Origin of the sequence: Prolixibacter sp. NT017 (genome assembly GCF_009617875.1) — a bacterium.
Classification (GTDB): domain Bacteria; phylum Bacteroidota; class Bacteroidia; order Bacteroidales; family Prolixibacteraceae; genus Prolixibacter.
Genome location: NZ_BLAV01000001.1, coordinates 2,513,153 through 2,531,221, shown reverse-complemented (window position 1 = coordinate 2,531,221; position 18,069 = coordinate 2,513,153). Strand labels below are relative to the sequence as shown.

Annotated in this window: 17 protein-coding genes and 3 tRNA genes; 7 read left to right on the top strand and 13 right to left on the bottom strand. The window is 44.3% G+C overall.

Annotated features, from left to right (window positions below; translation table 11 throughout):
* Positions 1–116: 116 nt before the first annotated feature.
* Entirely contained in the window at positions 117–1,436 is a 1,320-nt protein-coding gene (locus GJU87_RS10390; protein ID WP_153639461.1) for a S41 family peptidase, read from the bottom strand.
* A 22-nt stretch (positions 1,437–1,458) separates the two neighbouring features.
* Entirely contained in the window at positions 1,459–3,603 is a 2,145-nt protein-coding gene (locus GJU87_RS10385; protein WP_153639460.1) for an HD family phosphohydrolase, read from the bottom strand.
* Between the two features lie 88 nt (positions 3,604–3,691).
* Between GJU87_RS10385 and GJU87_RS10380 the strand changes: the two genes are divergently transcribed.
* Positions 3,692–4,483, top strand: coding sequence for a C40 family peptidase (locus GJU87_RS10380; RefSeq protein ID WP_153639459.1), 792 nt, complete (start codon positions 3,692–3,694; stop codon positions 4,481–4,483).
* A gap of 227 nt (positions 4,484–4,710) precedes the next feature.
* A complete protein-coding gene (locus GJU87_RS10375) occupies positions 4,711–5,139 on the top strand; it encodes an NUDIX hydrolase (protein ID WP_153639458.1) in 429 nt (142 codons plus the stop codon).
* Between the two features lie 14 nt (positions 5,140–5,153).
* Here GJU87_RS10375 and GJU87_RS10370 read toward each other — a convergent pair whose 3' ends face one another.
* From GJU87_RS10370 to thrS, 10 genes are all read right to left on the bottom strand, one after another.
* Positions 5,154–5,804, bottom strand: coding sequence for a WbqC family protein (locus tag GJU87_RS10370; RefSeq protein WP_153639457.1), 651 nt, complete (start codon positions 5,802–5,804; stop codon positions 5,154–5,156).
* A 13-nt stretch (positions 5,805–5,817) separates the two neighbouring features.
* A complete protein-coding gene (locus GJU87_RS10365; RefSeq protein WP_153639456.1) occupies positions 5,818–6,177 on the bottom strand; it encodes a lipopolysaccharide assembly LapA domain-containing protein in 360 nt (119 codons plus the stop codon).
* A 74-nt stretch (positions 6,178–6,251) separates the two neighbouring features.
* On the bottom strand, positions 6,252–6,749 hold the full coding sequence (locus GJU87_RS10360) for a hypothetical protein (protein WP_153639455.1): 498 nt from the start codon (positions 6,747–6,749) through the stop codon (positions 6,252–6,254).
* A 77-nt stretch (positions 6,750–6,826) separates the two neighbouring features.
* Positions 6,827–8,170, bottom strand: coding sequence for a signal peptidase I (lepB, locus tag GJU87_RS10355; RefSeq protein ID WP_153639454.1), 1,344 nt, complete (start codon positions 8,168–8,170; stop codon positions 6,827–6,829).
* 276 nt (positions 8,171–8,446) lie between these two features.
* Positions 8,447–9,787 (bottom strand): signal peptidase I, encoded by a 1,341-nt coding sequence (gene lepB, locus GJU87_RS10350; protein WP_153639453.1) that lies wholly within the window; start codon positions 9,785–9,787, stop codon positions 8,447–8,449.
* A gap of 47 nt (positions 9,788–9,834) precedes the next feature.
* A complete protein-coding gene (dapB, locus tag GJU87_RS10345) occupies positions 9,835–10,557 on the bottom strand; it encodes a 4-hydroxy-tetrahydrodipicolinate reductase (protein ID WP_153639452.1) in 723 nt (240 codons plus the stop codon).
* Between the two features lie 222 nt (positions 10,558–10,779).
* Complete coding sequence (gene rplT, locus GJU87_RS10340) at positions 10,780–11,124, bottom strand: 50S ribosomal protein L20 (protein ID WP_153639451.1); 345 nt, start codon at positions 11,122–11,124, stop codon at positions 10,780–10,782.
* A gap of 111 nt (positions 11,125–11,235) precedes the next feature.
* Positions 11,236–11,433: a 50S ribosomal protein L35 gene (rpmI, locus tag GJU87_RS10335; RefSeq protein WP_106542613.1), complete on the bottom strand. Its 198-nt coding sequence runs from the start codon at positions 11,431–11,433 to the stop codon at positions 11,236–11,238.
* 24 nt (positions 11,434–11,457) lie between these two features.
* Positions 11,458–11,967: a translation initiation factor IF-3 gene (gene infC, locus GJU87_RS10330; RefSeq protein WP_153639450.1), complete on the bottom strand. Its 510-nt coding sequence runs from the start codon at positions 11,965–11,967 to the stop codon at positions 11,458–11,460.
* A gap of 82 nt (positions 11,968–12,049) precedes the next feature.
* Positions 12,050–13,999 carry a threonine--tRNA ligase gene (thrS, locus tag GJU87_RS10325; protein ID WP_153639449.1) on the bottom strand — a complete coding sequence of 650 codons (1,950 nt, stop codon included), beginning with the start codon at positions 13,997–13,999 and terminating at the stop codon, positions 12,050–12,052.
* 237 nt (positions 14,000–14,236) lie between these two features.
* On the opposite strand from thrS, the gene GJU87_RS10320 reads away from it, so the two are divergent.
* Positions 14,237–16,441 carry a S9 family peptidase gene (locus tag GJU87_RS10320; RefSeq protein WP_153639448.1) on the top strand — a complete coding sequence of 735 codons (2,205 nt, stop codon included), beginning with the start codon at positions 14,237–14,239 and terminating at the stop codon, positions 16,439–16,441.
* A gap of 38 nt (positions 16,442–16,479) precedes the next feature.
* Here GJU87_RS10320 and GJU87_RS10315 read toward each other — a convergent pair whose 3' ends face one another.
* Positions 16,480–16,914 (bottom strand): NifB/NifX family molybdenum-iron cluster-binding protein, encoded by a 435-nt coding sequence (locus GJU87_RS10315; RefSeq protein WP_153639447.1) that lies wholly within the window; start codon positions 16,912–16,914, stop codon positions 16,480–16,482.
* Between the two features lie 304 nt (positions 16,915–17,218).
* On the opposite strand from GJU87_RS10315, the gene GJU87_RS10310 reads away from it, so the two are divergent.
* From GJU87_RS10310 to GJU87_RS10295, 4 genes are all read left to right on the top strand, one after another.
* A tRNA-Leu gene (locus GJU87_RS10310) sits at positions 17,219–17,302 on the top strand.
* A gap of 26 nt (positions 17,303–17,328) precedes the next feature.
* A tRNA-Leu gene (locus GJU87_RS10305) sits at positions 17,329–17,412 on the top strand.
* A gap of 107 nt (positions 17,413–17,519) precedes the next feature.
* Positions 17,520–17,855 carry a hypothetical protein gene (locus GJU87_RS10300; protein WP_153639446.1) on the top strand — a complete coding sequence of 112 codons (336 nt, stop codon included), beginning with the start codon at positions 17,520–17,522 and terminating at the stop codon, positions 17,853–17,855.
* An 84-nt stretch (positions 17,856–17,939) separates the two neighbouring features.
* Positions 17,940–18,024: transfer RNA gene (locus tag GJU87_RS10295), tRNA-Leu, on the top strand.
* The last annotated feature ends 45 nt before the right edge of the window (positions 18,025–18,069 follow it).

Sequence of the window (18,069 nt, the reverse complement as noted above, 5' to 3'; positions counted from 1 at the left end):
ACTAATTTTCATTTTAAAGGCTGTCTGGTATCCAAACCAGACAGCCTTTCTTTTTTGTCAACAGGTTTTTAAGTCTCGATGTACCAGCCCGACATATGAACTGATACCTTTACCTGCTATTTCATTTTCTTCATATCATACAAATTCGTCACTGTTACATCGGTACCCTTGCTAAGCAGCTTTGTCGGCATCGTACCCGATTTTAGCATCGCGGTAGCGGTTCCGGGGCTTCCGGTTGAAAGGTAATTAAGCGCTGCTTTCAAGCATAACTCGTTTGGATCGCCGAATGGATACTTGACGTCTTCGTAGACGGTATAATCAACAGGAATGCCATCGAAATAATCGCTGTAGCCGGCACTGTTGACGTTGCGGAAGCTGATGGGGGCAATAGCAAGGCTGTCCTGTGTGTCAGAAAAGATGCTCATGCCAACCGGTTTCCCAAGAGTTTGTGTCCCGATAAGGGTAACCGGATACAAAGGCATCAGACCCGAAATGGTCAACTCACTGGCTGAAGCAGTCGAAGATGATGTGATGACAACAATCTTGTTTAAATTAAGACTATTGGCTGTCTGGTGGACCACGTTGTTCGTGTTTGCATCAGTGTGCTTGTCGTTGAATTTCTGTACATTGTACGTTTGATTATGGTATTTATTTCCGGCAATTAAGCTCATCAACGAATCGGCAGTTGAGAGCAAGCCTCCCGTATTGTAGCGCAAATCGAGAATGAGATTCGAAACGCCATCAGCTTTGAAGGTCGCGAAGGTTGTATCGAGATCGGCAACAGAGGGCTCCAGAAAATCGGAGAAAACGAGGTAGCCGGTTTTCTCACCGTTTGTGTCATAAACGTGGCTGTATTGGACCGTATTCATCACTACATTGCCTTTTGCAATGCTTAGTTCTTTGTAGGTGCTATCGGGGAGAACAAACCCAAAAGTGACCTGGTTTTTGGCGAGTTCCTGGTTGATTGCATCGACACTCATATTTTTAACGAGTTGCCCGTCGAGTGAGCGAATCATCCAGCCACGGGCCACACTGTCCCGTCCCATCGGACTGTCAGTGTAAACATCGGCAATACGCAGGCTATCGGACAGATCGAACTTGAAACCAGCACCCCAGCCACCTGACTGACCACTCTGAATTAAGTCGAGAATTTCCTGGAGAGGCGCCACAAAGCTCCAGTGATCTTTATTGTACCGTATAGCATCAACATATTTTGACGGATCGGTATATGATGAAAGATCCACATCCGGCATGTCTTTATACCAGAGGTACCAGCTGTTAAAAAGCTCGGCAGTATTTTTTACTCCGGCAACGACCGTTCCGGTAGAATCACTGGAACCAGAAGGTGTTGGCGTCGGTGTGTCGTTCTTTTGACATCCCGACAAAGCCCAAATCGCCAACAGGACGATTGGCAATAGAAATTGTATCTTTTTCATTTATGGGGTGGATTTGGAAATCTTAATCTTTCTTACGTCGTTCCAAACGAATTGTTTTGCGTTTAACTTTTTTTACCTTTTTCTCGTCCGGGTACTCCATTCGAACATGGTAGATGGTTAACAGCTTCTCGAGGAATATTTGCTTGAGAAGTGTGATATCCTGGAAGGTAAGAGGAGCGTAATCGAGCTGTCCGTCTTTAATTTTTGAATTGAATATTTTATCAATCAAATCGGAAAGTGACTCTCCATTAATGTCCTTTAGACTTCTGGAAGCTGCTTCGATACTGTCAGCCAGCATCACCACGGCTGTTTCTCTGGTCGAAGGAACCGGGCCGGGATAGGTAAACTTCGAGGCATCAATCTGCTGTTCCGGGTTTTCATTCTTCGACATCAGGTAAAAATAGCCTGTCTTGGTTGTTCCATGATGAGTCCGGATGAAATTGATAATCATCTCCGGAATCTTGTATTTTTTTGCAAGCGCTACACCGTCGGGTACATGGTTCATGATGACCTGAGCGCTCTCTTCGAGCGACATTTCTTCGTGGGGATTAATCCCCTTGGCCTGGTTTTCGGCAAAGAAATGTGGCGCTTTGGTTTTCCCAATATCATGATACATCGCACCTGTTCTGACAAGTAACGGATTGCCACCCAGTTTGGTAATGGCATCTTCAGCGAGGTTGGCAACCTGCAACGAGTGTTGGAATGTTCCTGGTGCTTCTTCAGCCAGTTTACGCAACAGGTTTTGGTTCGAGTAAGAGAGTTCAATCAGCGTCACGTCCGATACAAAGCCAAACGATTTCTCGAATATATAAACCAGCAGGTAAGTAATCAGCGTTAATACGGCGTTACCTACAAACCATCGCATCTGCATCCAGTTGATGGCATCCCAGTTTCCTTCCTGAATGAGGGAGATACCAATGAATGCAAAAACGTACGTTAAAAGAATAAACACAGATGTGATTACCAACTGGCCTCTTCTCAATAATTTATCCTGGCTAATCACGGCAACTGTTCCGGCCAGAATCTGTAACAGGACAAATTCGTAACCGTTAGGTACCATAAATCCAACAATCAATGCGGCGATGGTATTCACAAAAATAGCCAATCGGGCATCCAGAAAAGTCCGGATTGTGAGAGCCAGAACCGTAAACGGGACGAGGTAAACGAGCTGCGGATTCGTAGAAACGACCAGTCGACAGAAGTAGATCATCACGACGGTCATCAAAAGGGTAAAAGCAATATCTCGTTTTGAATTCAATAATTCGCGACGTATGTTGAAAACAAACAGGAAAAGCACCAGCACAAGGAGAAGGATAAACATGGCTTTTCCGGCCAGTACGCCATAATATTCTGTCGAGTTACTACCAAGACGGTTTTCGTAAGCTTTTTGCAACGATTCCAGAATCCGGTAGACATCGGGAGTCACCAAATCACCTTGCGAAACGATGCGTTCGCCTTCCTGAACCATTCCCCGCGAAGTTGAGATATTGTCCAGTAGTTTTTGTTTTTCAAAATCGGTCGTTTTTTCATCGTATACCAGGTTGGCGTGTATGTAAACCTCCGGATGCAACTTGACCAGTAGCGGCTGCCACGAGGGATATTTATCAGCCAACTGCTGCTGTCCCGATGAGAGGTAGTTATATGCTGTTTTCAGGGAAAAAACAGAGCCCAGCGGCACTTTGCGTCCGACATGATCTTCCACAAGCATCAAATCACTTTTCCCTTTTAATGCAGCGTAGTCGGAAATGCTTTGCTCTAGAATACCCCGTTTGAAAACTTCCTGGTAAAGGCTAACCAGTTGATCTTTTACTTCTGTATTTGCGGTTGTTTTCGAATCGGCGGATTGCTCCAGGTTGTCAATCCGGCTTTTCAGTTTTGCAATTTGCTCTTTACCAATTGAATCCTGGTAAGTAAAATACGGAAGCTGGGCATTTAGAACGGAGTCGCGTTCTGCTTTGAGTTCGTCATCACTTTTCAGAACCGCAAAATCGAAAGGGGCGATAAGCGTTTCGTGCATCCAGGGACGTCCCTTTTGAAACTCATATTTAAAGCGAGCTTCGCCCGGAAGTGCCAGATAGATCAGAATCGTGGTGATGACAAATAATGCTACCACGAAAGTTGTGTGCCAGAATGATTCTCTGGACTTTAGTTTATTTTCTATGTTCATGCTTACAAGCCTCTTTTCCGTTCCTCAAAATCACGATTCGATAAAATTTCTATCTTTGGGTTTAATACCAAAAATAATAATTATTTTGATGAGATACGGAATCTCCAATCTCAGTATAATACCGGTTCGGACAGAGCCGACCGAGAAGAGTGAAATGTGCACACAAGTTCTGTTTGGTGAACATTACGCCATTTTGGAAGAAACTGAGAAGTGGACCCGCATCCGGATTGAGCTTGATGGATACGAGGGATGGATTGACCGGAAAATGGTCAACGAAGTGGATAATACACTCATAACACAACTGCAGCAACTTCCTGCAGTAGTAACAACAGATGTATTCAATATTGTTCAAAGCTCGGATAGCTACAATAATTTTTTGATTGTCGCGGGCAGTTCCTTACCTTTTTATAATCAGTCGGATAAAACCTTTCGGATCGACGATTCGTTATATACAATAAAGGGAAATGTAACGATTGAATCGCCGCCCGATGTAAGAGCTACCATTATCGAAAACGCGTTGAAATATTTCAATGCGCCGTATTTGTGGGGTGGTCGTTCTCCTTTGGGCGTTGATTGTTCGGGATTGACACAGGTTCTGTATAAAATGGTGGGAATACCTATTCCGCGTGATGCATCGCAGCAGGTTCAGATTGGTCAGCATCTCAGTTTTGTTGACGAAGCACAACCAGGCGATTTGGCGTTTTTTGATAACGACGAAGGTTTAATTACGCATGTGGGGATCATCTGGGAGCGGAACAAGATTATTCACTCTTCCGGAAAAGTGAGAATCGACAACGTCGACCAGTTTGGAATTTACAATGCAGAGACCCGAAAATATACGCACAAGATGCGCCTAATGAAGAGAATCATTGATGGTTAATTAAATTCGAATTTTATGAGCCATTTGCATTTCATCGGATACATCTTAGCCATTGTTATTGTGGCTTATTTAATCTGGCTTTATTCCCAAAAGAAAAAAGAGGAGTGAGCAATGATGAGATGGCGGAATTTTTTTGAATCTTTGTTGCGTTTGGATTATTTGTAGCAGAGAGTAGTTCGCATAAGTAAATATGATGAATTGCTCTCAAAGTAATGTTTTGTAATTATATGTCCTACACTTATCAATATCCCCGGCCGGCAATAACAGTTGATGCCATAGTAACAGCAGAACGTAACGGCGAGCAGTGGGTGCTGCTTATTCGTCGAAAAGCATATCCTTTTGAGGGAAAATGGGCGTTGCCCGGAGGGTTTGTGAATATGGACGAAACGCTGGCCGAATCTTGTCAAAGGGAGCTTGAAGAGGAAACCGCTTTAACCGGTGTGGCGCTGAAGCAGTTTTATACCTTCGATGCTGTCGATCGGGACCCGCGGGCCCGTACGATTTCGGTGGTATTTACGGGGCAGATTCCCGAACCTGTTCCGGTGAAAGGTGGCGACGATGCCCTGGAAGCCGAATGGTTTCCCATTATTTCGTTACCGGAAATGGCCTTCGATCACCGCGAAATTATTCAGAAATTTGTGATGGAGGTAATCTAGGCCTTCACTTACATCTATTCCTTAAAACACTCCTCCAGAATACTCAATGATTCGGGGCCCTCGTTGAATAGTAAATCGATAACAGACAGGTTGGGCTGAAATTCGAATTTTTCTTCAAATACCTGCGTGTAGGGCTCAGGAGAAAAGTGTGGGTCTGGTTTGCTTCTTCGTTTTTTAGGATGGATTACCTCGCGCAAATCGAGCATATCTTCCGTTTCCTCTTTTATGAACTCAGTCGACAGTTTAATCTGAACATCTATTTCCAGCAATTCCATCACTTTTTCCTGTATCTCCAAATTGAAATCTAACAGGTATTTCCATTTCTTTTCGTGAAAAAACGGGGCCAGTTCATCCTGGTAAAAAGGGAAAAAAGGAGAGTTGTTATAAGCCGAAACGATGGTCCGCCAGTGAAGTCGTTGCCAATCTTCTGCGGTAGCAATGCGGACATCTTTGGTTTTTACTTTTAGCTCCGGGCCTTTGTCAACCGGGATGCTTAGTGTCAGTGGTCCGTTTCCACCTAAAATCCGGCAGCGATTGCGGTACGTTTGTTTTGGGTAGTTCTCGTGTTGTTCAATAATTATTTCGGGGTAACGAAGCAGTTTTGAATAATACTGTACAGGTCCCAGGTAAGCTGTGGAAAGTAAAGCAGTATGTGTTTCGGTCATTGGAAAATATTCGTTAATCGTCGAAGAATGTACTGTTGGAATCGCCGCGAATCAGGTCGCCCTCATCTCTCTTTTTCTGTTCTTCCTGTTCCAGGTCTTCCAAATCCTGGCGGTACTCCAGCAACTGTTCTTCCAGTTCGTCAATGCGTTCTTTTAGTTGGCGGTTATCCTTTCTCAAACGTTGTTTGGCCGGATAACTGGACAAGGCACTTAACACCACGCCAATTAAAATTGCCGACAAAAGAAGCAAAACCAGAGGAATTTCCGGTATTTGCCAAATCAAAAATTTTACGGAAACGCTGATGGCATTTTGCAGAGCAAAAACAACCAGTATAATTCCGAGTATGAGTCCGGTGACTAAACCACGCTGCATAATTCAAGAGTTTTTCGTTACTCTAAGATACAGTTTTCCGCTTAGCTGATAAAAGAAGAATGGTTCTCTGTCAATTATTTTTCTCCGGTGAGCGTCATTCCCGGTGTCAGGCCTACTCGTTTAAAATCTGCAGTATTGATGGTTATCATTTCGTCCTTTTCCTCATCCGAGTCATGAAAATAGATGTTGTAATCGGCTCCCAGCGGCACCATTAAACGTGTGTGTTGTTTCGGCGGAATCCGGATGTCGAGGATGTCGTTGTACTCGTCATCCGACCAGAAAACATTGGTTACCAGGTTCACCTTCATGGTATCGTTGGAGTGATTATAGAGTTTGATTCGTTTAAAGGAGCGGGGAGTCGTTTCCGGTTCCATATCCAAATTCAATGAAGCCAGTGTAACAATGTTGAGCATCTGCAAAGCCACATCGCCTACGTTGATGCCGGTTCTTTTCCGGTGCATTTCTTTTTGTCGTTCGATACTTGCGGTATCATGAATGTATTGCCCGGTGGAGCAACTGTACAATATCAGGAGGCAGCAAAGAAAAATTAGGATTGGTTGTGCTTTTTTCATTTGTCAGATAAATTAGGATATAAAAAAGCCAGCAAATAATATACCGGCTTTTCCAAGAATGAATATGAATAGGGGCGTTATCTCACCTTTTTAAAGAAGCGGTTCCAGCGGATGTTGGCCGGGAACGGCTTGTCTTTGTCGAGCGACAACCAGACAAAAGACGCTTCACCGACAATATGATTCTCCGGCACAAATCCCCAGTAACGAGAATCAGCTGAATCGTCCCGGTTATCACCCATCATCCAGTAGTAATTCATATGGAACGTGTAAGAGTCTGCTGGTTGATCGTTGATGTAAATGGTGCTGTCCTTTACGGCCAATTTATTTTTCTCGTAAACACGAATAATACGGCGGTAGAGCGTAAGGTTTTTCAATGAGAGATTGATGGTCGCTCCTTTTTTGGGAATCCATATCGGGCCGAAATTGTCGACCTTCCAGGGATAATCTTTCGGGTCGAAGGGAAAAATATTCGGGTCTGGATTCCCCTCAGGTGTATTCATTCGTTTAACGGAAATCACATTCGTGAACTTCTTTAGCTTCTTAACGTCTTCGTCCGTTAGCGGAAACATGTACTGAGCACCATTTCGGTGCCGGTCTGCTTTTGAAATGTGCAAACGATCGAGTGCTTCCGGGTTAATGGCCGTTCCGTTGGTTGTTACAACATAGTTGTATTGTAGCCCGGAAATCGCTTTTTGCGGTTTCCCGTTAACAAAAACCTGACCATCCACAATCTTCAGTGAATCTCCCGATATAGCTACACAACGCTTGATGTAATTCTCGCGCTTGTCTACCGGGCGGTAAATAATGTCGCCGAAAGCACGTTTGTCAGTCCGTACCCGTTGGCGCCCATAGCTTCTGACCAACTGGTAATAACTTGTTTCCAGTTGCATTTTCACGGCAACGGTGTCACCTTCCGGGAAATTGAATACAACAACGTCATTTCGTTTTACGTGGCCAAAACCCTTTAAGCGGCGATATTTCCATTGAATGGCATCAGAAAAAGATTTCACAGATTGAGTTAATGGCATCGTATGCTGAACAAAAGGAAAAGAAACCGGCGTAATCGGCATCCTGGGGCCATAAGCTACTTTGCTGACGAAAAGGTAGTCGCCAACCAACATGCTTTTTTCCATGGAAGAAGAGGGAATGGTATAGGCCTGGATAAAGAATGTGCGAATAAAAGTGGCCGCAATAACTGCAAAAATGATGGCATCGACCCATTCGATTACCTTGGTCTGTTTTCCTCCCGGTGGATTTTTCTTTTTCCAAAAAGCCCAGTGCACTTTTTGCGTGACGTAGATATCGAAAATGACAATGAGGCCGAGGAACCACCAGTATATGCCAAGCCAGATTACCCACAAGATATAAACGGCAGCTACAAAACTAAATTTGAACCATTTGTTTGTCAGAATATTTCTCATTCGAAAATCTGTTTATCTCTTGAGTCAAGAGTGGTTGATGTTATTTGTGCATTATTTCGTCTCAGGGAATCGCTCCATGTGTGAAATGCCAAATGACTGTTTTATCAAATTGGTATTTACTCAGCCTCCGGAATTACAAAAGAGCGCATTTTTTAGTGTAAGTTCTCTAATCGGTGGATTTGATAATCACTTATTTATAACGAAAAAATACGAGAGGTTTAGGCAAAAAAAAGCCGGTACTTAAGGTACCGGCTTGGTCTGAATATTGATAAACAATTATTTTACTTTCTTGAAGAATCGGTTCCAGCGAATGTTGGCCGGGAACGACTTGTCTTTATCGAGCGACAGCCAGATGAACGATGCTTTACCTACAATGTGGTCCTCCGGCACAAATCCCCAGTAACGTGAGTCTGCCGAATTGTGGCGGTTATCACCCATCATCCAGTAGTAATCCATGTGGAACGTGTAAGAATCAGCCGGTTTATCGTTGATGTAAATCGTGCTGTCCTTTACGGCCAGTTTATTCTTCTCGTAAACACGGATAATCCGACGATAGAACGGAAGATCCTTCAGTGTCAGATGAACGGTTGCTCCTTTCTTGGGAATCCAAATCGGGCCGAAATTATCGACATTCCAGGGATAGTCCTTCGGATCGAATGGGAAAATATTCGGATCGGGGCGCCCTGCCGGCATATTCATTCGTTCAACGGAAATCACATTACTGAATTTCTTCAGCTTTGCGACATTCTCTTCAGTCAGCGGGAACATATACTGAGCACCGTTTCGATGCCGGTCGGCCTTCGAAATGTGCAAGCGATCGAGTGCCTCCGGATTGATGGCAGTTCCATCGGTGGTAACAATATAATCGTACTGAAGGCCGGGAATGACAATTTGCGGTTTGCCGTTAATGTAAACCTGGCCATTGACAATTTTCAGCGAGTCGCCTGAAATGGCCACACAACGCTTGATGTAATTCTCACGTTTGTCGATTGGGCGATAAATAATATCGCCGAAAGTACGTTTGTCGTGCCAAACCCGGTCGCGACCGTACATTCTGACTAACTGGTAGTAGCTTTGGGCCTGCATGTTGACAGCGACTGTATCGCCTTCCGGGAAGTTGAAAACCACCACGTCGTTGCGTTTCACATGGCCAAATCCCTTTAAGCGGTGATATTTCCACTGGATGGCATCAGAATACGATTTCACTGTTTTCGTCAGCGGCATGGTGTGATGCACGAACGGGAACGAAATGGGGGTATTGGGAAGTTTCGGTCCGTAAGCCGTTTTACTAACAAAGAGGTAATCGCCTACCAGCATGGTTTTCTCCATGGAAGAGGTGGGAATCGTGTAGGCCTCGATGAAAAACATCCGGATAAAGGATGCTGCAATGACTGCGAAAATAATGGCGTCAATCCATTCAACAGTCTTGGTCTGCTTGCCTCCGGGTGGATCTTTCTTTTTCCAGAAAGCCCAGTGTACTTTTTTGGTGATGTAGATATCGAAAATAACGATGAGGCCGAAGAACCACCAGTAAATACCGAGCCAAATAACCCACAGGGTGTACAATACGGCTACGACGGCGAATTTAAACCATTTGTTTGTCAGAATACTTCTCATTCGAAAGTGTGTTTATCTTACAGAATATGATGTGTTTCAATAGCATTTTAAGCCATTTCGTCGAGCAGGTTTTTCATTGACAAAATGCCTTTCCGGCCCTGGCAAAACTCAGCGGCCAGCACAGCACCCAGGGCAAATCCCTTGCGACTTTTGGCGCTGTGGGTAATTTCGATGTAATCGACTTCGGAATCGTATTTAACTGTGTGTATGCCGGGTACTTCGCCTTCGCGAATGGCTTCGATGGGTAATTCGGTAATTGATTTCGGCTCATCGATGGTCCAGGAATCGACCCGTTTGACCTCACGGATGATGTCTTCAGCCAGGGAAATAGCTGTACCACTCGGTGCGTCGAGCTTGTGCGTATGATGAACTTCAGTCATGCTCACATTGTACTGGTCGAATGCATTCATCATTCGCGCCAGTTTGCGATTCAAATCGAAAAACAGATTGACGCCTATGCTGAAATTAGATGCATAGAAGAAACAGCCTTCTTTTTCCTGACAAGCATTTTCTACTTCATTCCTGCGGGAAAGCCAACCCGTAGTACCACTTACTACCGGAACTCCGGCAGCAAAGCACAATTGGTAGTTATCAACAGCTGAATCGGGGGTAGTGAACTCGATGGCAACATCCGCTTTCTTCAGGTTCTCCTCAGTTAAATCGGCGCCGTTGCTGACATCAATTTTCAGGACAATCTCGTGGCCGCGGCTAATGGCAATCTCCTCAATTGTTCTTCCCATTTTGCCGTAACCGATTAGCGCAATCTTCATATAAAATTTTATCGAATTGGTGTATATTCCTTTTCAAGAATTACAAATATAAGATTATTGAGGAAAAGCCGGTGCGAATTATTGTTAAGGTAGGAATGGTTTTGCACCGTGAAGAAGAGGGATAGATTCCGAAGACTCTTTTCGGCGAATGCCATAAAAAAAGGAAACTCTGAATGAGCTTCCTTTATATCTGAATGTTTATTTCACCTAATCTGAAAAAATTTATTTTACCTTCTCAACAATGGCAGTGAATGCAGCCGGGTGGTTCATAGCCAAATCGGCCAGAGCCTTACGATTGATTTCAACGTTAGCTGCTTTCAGTTTACCCATAAACTGTGAGTAGGAGAGTCCTTCTACGCGTGCAGCAGCGTTGATACGCTGAATCCACAATGCGCGGAAGTGGCTTTTCTTTTTCTTTCTGTCACGGTACGCATACTGAAGACCTTTCTCGTATGTGTTTTTAGCAACCGTCCAGACATTTTTCCTGGAACCAAAGTAACCTCTGGTTTCGCTCAGGAGTTTCTTGCGACGTGCTCTCGACGCCGCATGATTTACTGATCTTGGCATAATTTCTACAATTTGAATAATGGCGGGTCTATTGTTTCAAAACCACTTAGTTGCTCATCATCCGGTTAGTAACTAATATTTTCTATCTCTGTTCAAAAGGAATGAAATACATTATTTCATTGCGAGAAGCTTCTTCACGGCAGCCTTGTCAACGTCGGCTACAGTACCCCAGTAAGTGAGGTTACGCTTCTGCTTAGTCGTTTTCTTTGTCAGAATGTGACTTTTGTACGCGTGCTTCCTTTTGATTTTTCCACTCCCGGTGAGTTTGAAACGCTTCTTAGCACCGGGATTTGTTTTCATCTTAGGCATTACAGTCTAATCTTTAAATTCGAATTACTTCTTCTTCTTAGGCGAAATAAACATGGTCATTCGTTTTCCTTCGAGTTTTGGCATCTGCTCTACAGCACCCAACTCTTCCAGATCTTGTGCAAACCGCAATAACAGAATTTCTCCCTTTTCTTTAAAAAGAATTGAGCGACCTTTGAAAAACACAAACGCTTTGACCTTTGCACCTTCCTGAAGGAATTTTTCTGCATGCTTCAGCTTGAAATTGTAATCATGGTCATCGGTGTTCGGACCGAAACGAATCTCTTTGACAACAATTTTCGTTGCTTTGGCTTTCAACTCCTTCTGTTTCTTTTTCTGCTGATAAAGAAACTTTTGATAATCGGTGATTCGACAAACCGGTGGCGCAGCTTTCGGGGAAATTTCCACCAGGTCAAGTTCCATGGCATCAGCCATGCGTAATGCCTCTCTGGTGGGATAAACTCCCGGATTTTCTACATTTTCTCCTACCACGCGAACTTCCGGAACACGAATTTGCTCATTCGTCCGAAAACTCAGTTTGTCTTCTCTTTTTGGCCTTGGGCCTCTGCCTCTTTTTACTGCTATGGCTAAATCCTCCTTTGATTAATTAGTATTACGGTTAACTATAAAAGGCTGACAATTGTTCGCGAACTTCTTTATTGACAAAATTTGCGAACTCGTCAAGTTGCATAGTTCCCTTGTCGCCTTCACCTTGTCGGCGAACGGAAACCGTATTTTCTTCCATCTCTTTTTCACCAACGATAAGAAGATAGGGAATACGTTTCAACTCGTTGTCACGGATTTTCCTGCCAATCTTCTCGTTACGTTCGTCAATTATGGCGCGAATATCGGAATTATTTAAGGATTCTGAAACTTTTTGCGCATAATCATTATACTTTTCGCTGATGGGCAAAATCACCACTTGCTCAGGTGTTAACCACAATGGGAATTTACCTGCGGTGTGCTCAATAAGAACGGCAACAAAGCGTTCCATCGAACCGAACGGTGCCCGGTGAATCATGACCGGACGGTGACGTTTGTCGTCGGCACCGATGTACTCCAGTTCGAAGCGTTCCGGCAGGTTGTAGTCAACCTGGATGGTTCCCAACTGCCAGCTTCGTCCCAGCGCATCCTTGATCATAAAGTCGAGCTTCGGGCCGTAGAATGCGGCTTCTCCCAATTCGGTAACCGTATTCAAGCCCTTCTCGTTGCAAGCTTCGATGATTGCACTTTCCGCTTTTTCCCAGTTTTCATCCGAGCCGATGTACTTTTCTGTGTTTTTCGGATCACGGAGTGAAATCTGAGCGGTGTAATCTTTAAAGTCAAGAGCTTTAAATATAATAAAAATAATATCGATAACCTTAAGGAATTCTTCCTTCAGCTGATCGGGACGGCAGAAGATATGGGCGTCATCCTGGGTAAAACCGCGCACACGGGTCAATCCGTGCAGCTCACCGCTCTGCTCATAACGGTAAACGGTTCCAAACTCAGCCATCCTAACGGGAAGGTCCTTGTATGAATGCGGTTTGCTGCTGTAAATCTCACAGTGGTGAGGGCAGTTCATTGGTTTCAGCAAATACTCTTCTCCATCAGCTGGGGTATGAATTGGCTGAAACGAATCGGCACCGTACTTCTGGAAGTGACCGGAAGTTTTGTACAGATTTACATCGCCAATATGGGGAGTAATTACCTGTTCATAGCCGAACTTCTTCTGTACCTTTTTCAGGAATTGCTCCAGCTGATCACGCAGCATGGCACCTTTCGGTAACCACAGCGGCAGCCCCAGTCCGACACGTTGCGAGAAGGTAAACAGTTCCATCTCTTTACCAATCTTACGGTGGTCACGTTTCTTGGCTTCCTCCAGCATTACCAGGTATTCCTCCAGCATTTTTTGCTTCGGGAAAGTGATACCATAAATACGTGTCAGCATTTGGTTGTGCTCATCACCACGCCAGTACGCACCGGCAATGCTGGTCAGTTTTACCGCTTTAATATAGCCTGTATTCGGCAGGTGCGGACCACGACAGAGGTCGGTAAAATTACCCTGGTTGTAAAGAGTGATGGTTCCATCCTCCAGCTCCGAAATCAGCTCCTGTTTGTACGGGTCGCCTTTTTCGGTATATTTTTTCAGTGCATCAGCCTTGGAAATTTCCTGACGAACAATGTCATTCTTTTCGCGGGCCAATTCAATCATTTTCTTCTCAATCTGCGGCAGATCCTTATCCGAAAGAACTTTTCCGTCGGGGAGGTCAACATCGTAGTAAAAACCATTGTCGACAGTCGGACCAATTCCGAACTTGGTTCCCGGATAGAAGAATTCAATTGCCTCAGCCATCAGGTGAGCCGATGAGTGCCAGAATGTTTCTTTTCCTTCGCGGTCGTCCCAGGTATGCAGCTTAATACTGGCGTCCTCGTTAATCGGACGCGTCAAATCCCAAACCTGCCCGTTTACCGAAATGGACAGGACATCCTTTGCCAGCCGGTTACTAATGGAGCGGGCAATATCGAAGCCGGTTACCCCAGGTTCGAATTCCTTAACAGAATTATCCGGAAGTGTAATTTTTATCATTTGTTTCTCTGTTTTCTTCTCAGCCTGCAAAGATAATCATAATCTCGACACTCCTAAAATTGTACTCCTGCTTAATTTTATGGTTTCATGAATTTTATTCCCTTGCCTACAACATACCCGAATGAGCGCTGAATTTTTATCTTTGGTGGTTAATTTATTTCGGGCACATTTTTTAGGTCTGGAAATTTGAGAGTTTGAAATAAGTAAACAGATATAATTTCATTAATCCAAAACATTATGCAGAAGCGGAAGAGTTTATTTTTTCTGGTATTATTGATGGTTTTCTTTGTCCCGCATGTTCAGGCGCAAAAGATTACGCTGGCCGATGTGGTAGCAAAAGGAACTTTCCGTCCCAAAACTGTAGAAGGATTGCGTTCAATGAAGGATGGTCTTCATTACACAACGCTTGAGAAAGGTGGAACGGAAATCGTGAAGTATAGTTATAAGACGGGCAAAAAAGTCGCGACGGTTTTGTCGGTATCCGATCTGAAAATTGATTCCCTGAAACAAATTACCGATTACGAGTTCAGTTCAGACGAGTCGCGCGTTTTGCTGATGACTGATAAGCACAAAATTTACCGGCGCTCATTCACTGCCCAATACTACGTATATAATTTTACCACCAAAGAAGTGACTCCGCTGTCGAAAAAAGGGAGGCAACAGTTGGCCACTTTTTCGCCCAACGGCGAGCGGGTTGCCTTTGTGCGCGATAATAACCTGTTTGTAAAGAGTCTCCGTTTTGGAACTGAACGGAAGATTACTTTCGACGGAAAGCGAAATCATATTATCAACGGTGCACCGGATTGGGTGTATGAAGAGGAGTTCGAGTTTAACAAAGCATTTGCCTGGTCGCCTGACAGCAAGAAGCTGGCGTTCATGAAATTCAACGAAGAGGCTGTTCCGACGTACAGTTTTCCGATGTACAAGGGAGAAGATCCGACATTAATGAAGAACCGTTTGTATCCGTCGAACTATACCTACAAATATCCGGTGGCCGGAGAACCCAATTCTACGGTTACGGTGCATGTGTATGATATCAAATCGCGGACAACGCTCGATGTCGATTTGGGAGAAGAAACCGACCAATACATTCCGCGCATTCGCTGGATACCTAATGGCAATGAATTGGCCGTCTTCCTGGAAAACCGGTTGCAAAACAAACTGGATATTCTGTTTGCGAACCCGTTTACCGGCGATACCCGTAAGGTTTATACCGAAGAAAACAAGCGCTACATCGAAACCGATTTTCTGGACAACCTGAAGTTCCTCCCGGACAACAAACACTTTGTGATTACCAGCGAGCAAGACGGTTACAATCACCTTTACCTGTATGATTTTAGCGGTATCAAAGTAAAGCGTCTGACTGACGGTGATTACGATGTGACGAAGTTCTATGGGTATGATCCGCACCGGGAGTTGTTTTATTATCAGGCTGCAGCCGAGTCTCCGCTTCGCCGCGAAGTATATGCAGTTAGTCTCGACAAGAAGAAAAAGTACAAACTTTCGAAAAAGGAAGGGACCAATGACGCGGCTTTCAGTAACGGCTTCAAATACTACATCAACTATTTCACGAATGTGAATACTCCGATGTACGTTATGCTTCACGATTATCGTGGAAAACTCATCAGGGTACTGGAAGACAATGCAGCATTGAAGCAGAAGTTGTCTAGCTATCAAATCCCGCAAAAGGAGTTCTTCACCTTTAAGAATTCGGAAGGAGTGGTGCTGAACGGCTGGATGATTAAACCGCTGAACTTCGACCCGAATAAGAAATACCCGGTAGTGATGACACAATACAGTGGTCCAAATTCGCAGGAGGTGCTCGATAAATTCAGTGTCGACTGGTATTCATTCCTTGCACAGGATGGCTATGTAGTGGCGTGTGTCGATCCGCGTGGAACGGGTGCAAGGGGAGAAGATTTCCGGAAATGCACTTATATGCAATTGGGTAAACTGGAATCGGATGACCAGGTGGATGCGGCCAAATATTTGGGCTCGTTACCTTATACCGATAAAAACAATATTGCCATCTGGGGATGGAGTTACGGCGGTTTCATGTCGGCGCTTTCGCTGGAAAAAGGAGCCGGCATTTTCAAAGCAGCTATTGCCGTAGCACCGGTTACCAACTGGCGCTATTACGACTCGATTTATACAGAGCGCTACATGCGGACACCAAAGCAGAATCCGAGTGGATACGATGACAACTCACCGTTGAACCATGCAGCTGAAATCAAAGGTAAGCTATTGCTGGTCCATGGTTCAGCTGATGACAATGTTCATTTACAAAATTCGATGGAATTTGCCGAAGCGATGGTTCAGGCTGGGGTGCAGTTCCAGATGATGATATACAATAACCGGAATCACAGTATTTACGGTGGGAACACACGAATGCATCTTTATACGATATTTACTGATTTCCTGAATAACAACCTGAAGAAATAAAAATGAAAAACCCCGGATAACTTCCGGGGTTCTTTTTTTTAATGCTGGCAAAAGCGGTCGATGTGCGGCAAATCGTTCTTAATGAATTTTTGTACAGCCGCATCAATATTGTTTTCGTCAGTAATGACAACCTCCACATTACGGGCCGTGAAGTCTTGATAGAGACGCTGTCCCATTCCTCCTGAAAGAACCGCTTCCACACCTTCCAGTGCTCTGAAAATTCCTTCATGTGAATGACCGTGATGATGGTCATGCTCATGCGAATGATGATGCTCTTCATCGTGGTGACGTTCATGCTGAATTTGCGAAGTATCCAGGCTGAAATGTTCTTTTGCGTGTCCTGTGAAATTGTTATCACGGATTTCTTCTTTTACGACCTGATAGTTCTCTATCTCGACGATTTTAAATTTTCTGGTTTTACCAAAATGGCGCGAAATGGTAACACCATCCATGGTTGGTATGGCAATTTTCATGATATTCAGTTATTTTAATTTCTGGTGAAACATTGTTGTCAATTGAAAAAAATGAAGTGAACAAATGTTCATAAAAGATTCCGATATTTCCAAATAAACGTTTCATTTTTTCAACAGAAAAGAGGGGCAAAACCAACTGGAGGAGTAAGTTTTTGGCGCTCTGAAAGAAAGGCGGGAGAAGCAGAAAAATGGCGGTATGTAAGGCGAAAATTTTGGATGAAAGGTTAGCAATAACTAAAAAATCATTTATATTTGCACCCGCAATTGCAAATAACGCAATGCAACACGTTCTGAGAATAAGAATGCCCAGGTGGTGAAATCGGTAGACACGCTAGTTTCAGGGACTAGTGACCGCAAGGTCGTGAAGGTTCGAGTCCTTTCCTGGGCACTTGTAATTCAACTATTTAGGGATATGCCCAGGTGGTGAAATCGGTAGACACGCTAGTTTCAGGGACTAGTGGCCGCAAGGCCGTGAAGGTTCGAGTCCTTTCCTGGGCACTTAAAAGCCGGCAATTATGCCGGCTTTTTTGTTTGGCACCTTCCTTGTGAAATCCGCAGTACTTCGTAAATTTACCGTTCAACGCATAGTGAGAAAAACATTCTTGATGAAGCAGATTTTAATACTGGTTGCGCTTAGTTTGGCCTTGCTGACAGGTTGCACCATGCAGGGAAAACTAACGAGGGCTTATGAAGGGAAGAAGTGGGAACAGGTACAGTTGTCAGAAGGAAAGCCTACTCGCGTAGAGAATCGTGCCAATGGTGAAAAGGTAATGGTTTATGTCCGTGAAAAGAACCTTGGGAAGGCCCGCATCAATACCGGAAGTTTTCAATATGATGAGTTTGCGAGTCCGCCGGCAACCAAAACGGAGACAACGCGGTTTTATGTTTCAAAGGATGGGACGGTAAAACGGGTCGAATTCGAACGGGATTACGAGCGCTAGCAGGCGAAAAAGTTGCAAAAAAGGGGAGGCAAACATGTTCATGTTTTCCAAAAATTTTTACATTTGCAACCGCTATTGAAAAATGCCCGGATGGTGAAATTGGTAGACACGCCAGCTTGAGGGGCTGGTGCCGGTTTTCGGCGTGCAAGTTCGAGTCTTGTTCCGGGCACACCGCATTTTTTGAAGCAAAAGTTCTTCATCACTTTCGAATATT

What these genes read in the sequence shown, in the direction of transcription:
- GJU87_RS10390 (WP_153639461.1), bottom strand. Translation starts at nt 1,436, where the DNA reads ATGAAAAAGATACAATTTCTATTGCCAATCGTCCTGTTGGCGATTTGG.
- GJU87_RS10385 (WP_153639460.1), bottom strand. Translation starts at nt 3,603, where the DNA reads ATGAACATAGAAAATAAACTAAAGTCCAGAGAATCATTCTGGCACACA.
- GJU87_RS10380 (WP_153639459.1), top strand. Translation starts at nt 3,692, where the DNA reads ATGAGATACGGAATCTCCAATCTCAGTATAATACCGGTTCGGACAGAG.
- GJU87_RS10375 (WP_153639458.1), top strand. Translation starts at nt 4,711, where the DNA reads ATGTCCTACACTTATCAATATCCCCGGCCGGCAATAACAGTTGATGCC.
- GJU87_RS10370 (WP_153639457.1), bottom strand. Translation starts at nt 5,804, where the DNA reads ATGACCGAAACACATACTGCTTTACTTTCCACAGCTTACCTGGGACCT.
- GJU87_RS10365 (WP_153639456.1), bottom strand. Translation starts at nt 6,177, where the DNA reads ATGCAGCGTGGTTTAGTCACCGGACTCATACTCGGAATTATACTGGTT.
- GJU87_RS10360 (WP_153639455.1), bottom strand. Translation starts at nt 6,749, where the DNA reads ATGAAAAAAGCACAACCAATCCTAATTTTTCTTTGCTGCCTCCTGATA.
- lepB (WP_153639454.1), bottom strand. Translation starts at nt 8,170, where the DNA reads ATGAGAAATATTCTGACAAACAAATGGTTCAAATTTAGTTTTGTAGCT.
- lepB (WP_153639453.1), bottom strand. Translation starts at nt 9,787, where the DNA reads ATGAGAAGTATTCTGACAAACAAATGGTTTAAATTCGCCGTCGTAGCC.
- dapB (WP_153639452.1), bottom strand. Translation starts at nt 10,557, where the DNA reads ATGAAGATTGCGCTAATCGGTTACGGCAAAATGGGAAGAACAATTGAG.
- rplT (WP_153639451.1), bottom strand. Translation starts at nt 11,124, where the DNA reads ATGCCAAGATCAGTAAATCATGCGGCGTCGAGAGCACGTCGCAAGAAA.
- rpmI (WP_106542613.1), bottom strand. Translation starts at nt 11,433, where the DNA reads ATGCCTAAGATGAAAACAAATCCCGGTGCTAAGAAGCGTTTCAAACTC.
- thrS (WP_153639449.1), bottom strand. Translation starts at nt 13,999, where the DNA reads ATGATAAAAATTACACTTCCGGATAATTCTGTTAAGGAATTCGAACCT.
- GJU87_RS10320 (WP_153639448.1), top strand. Translation starts at nt 14,237, where the DNA reads ATGCAGAAGCGGAAGAGTTTATTTTTTCTGGTATTATTGATGGTTTTC.
- GJU87_RS10315 (WP_153639447.1), bottom strand. Translation starts at nt 16,914, where the DNA reads ATGAAAATTGCCATACCAACCATGGATGGTGTTACCATTTCGCGCCAT.
- GJU87_RS10300 (WP_153639446.1), top strand. Translation starts at nt 17,520, where the DNA reads ATGAAGCAGATTTTAATACTGGTTGCGCTTAGTTTGGCCTTGCTGACA.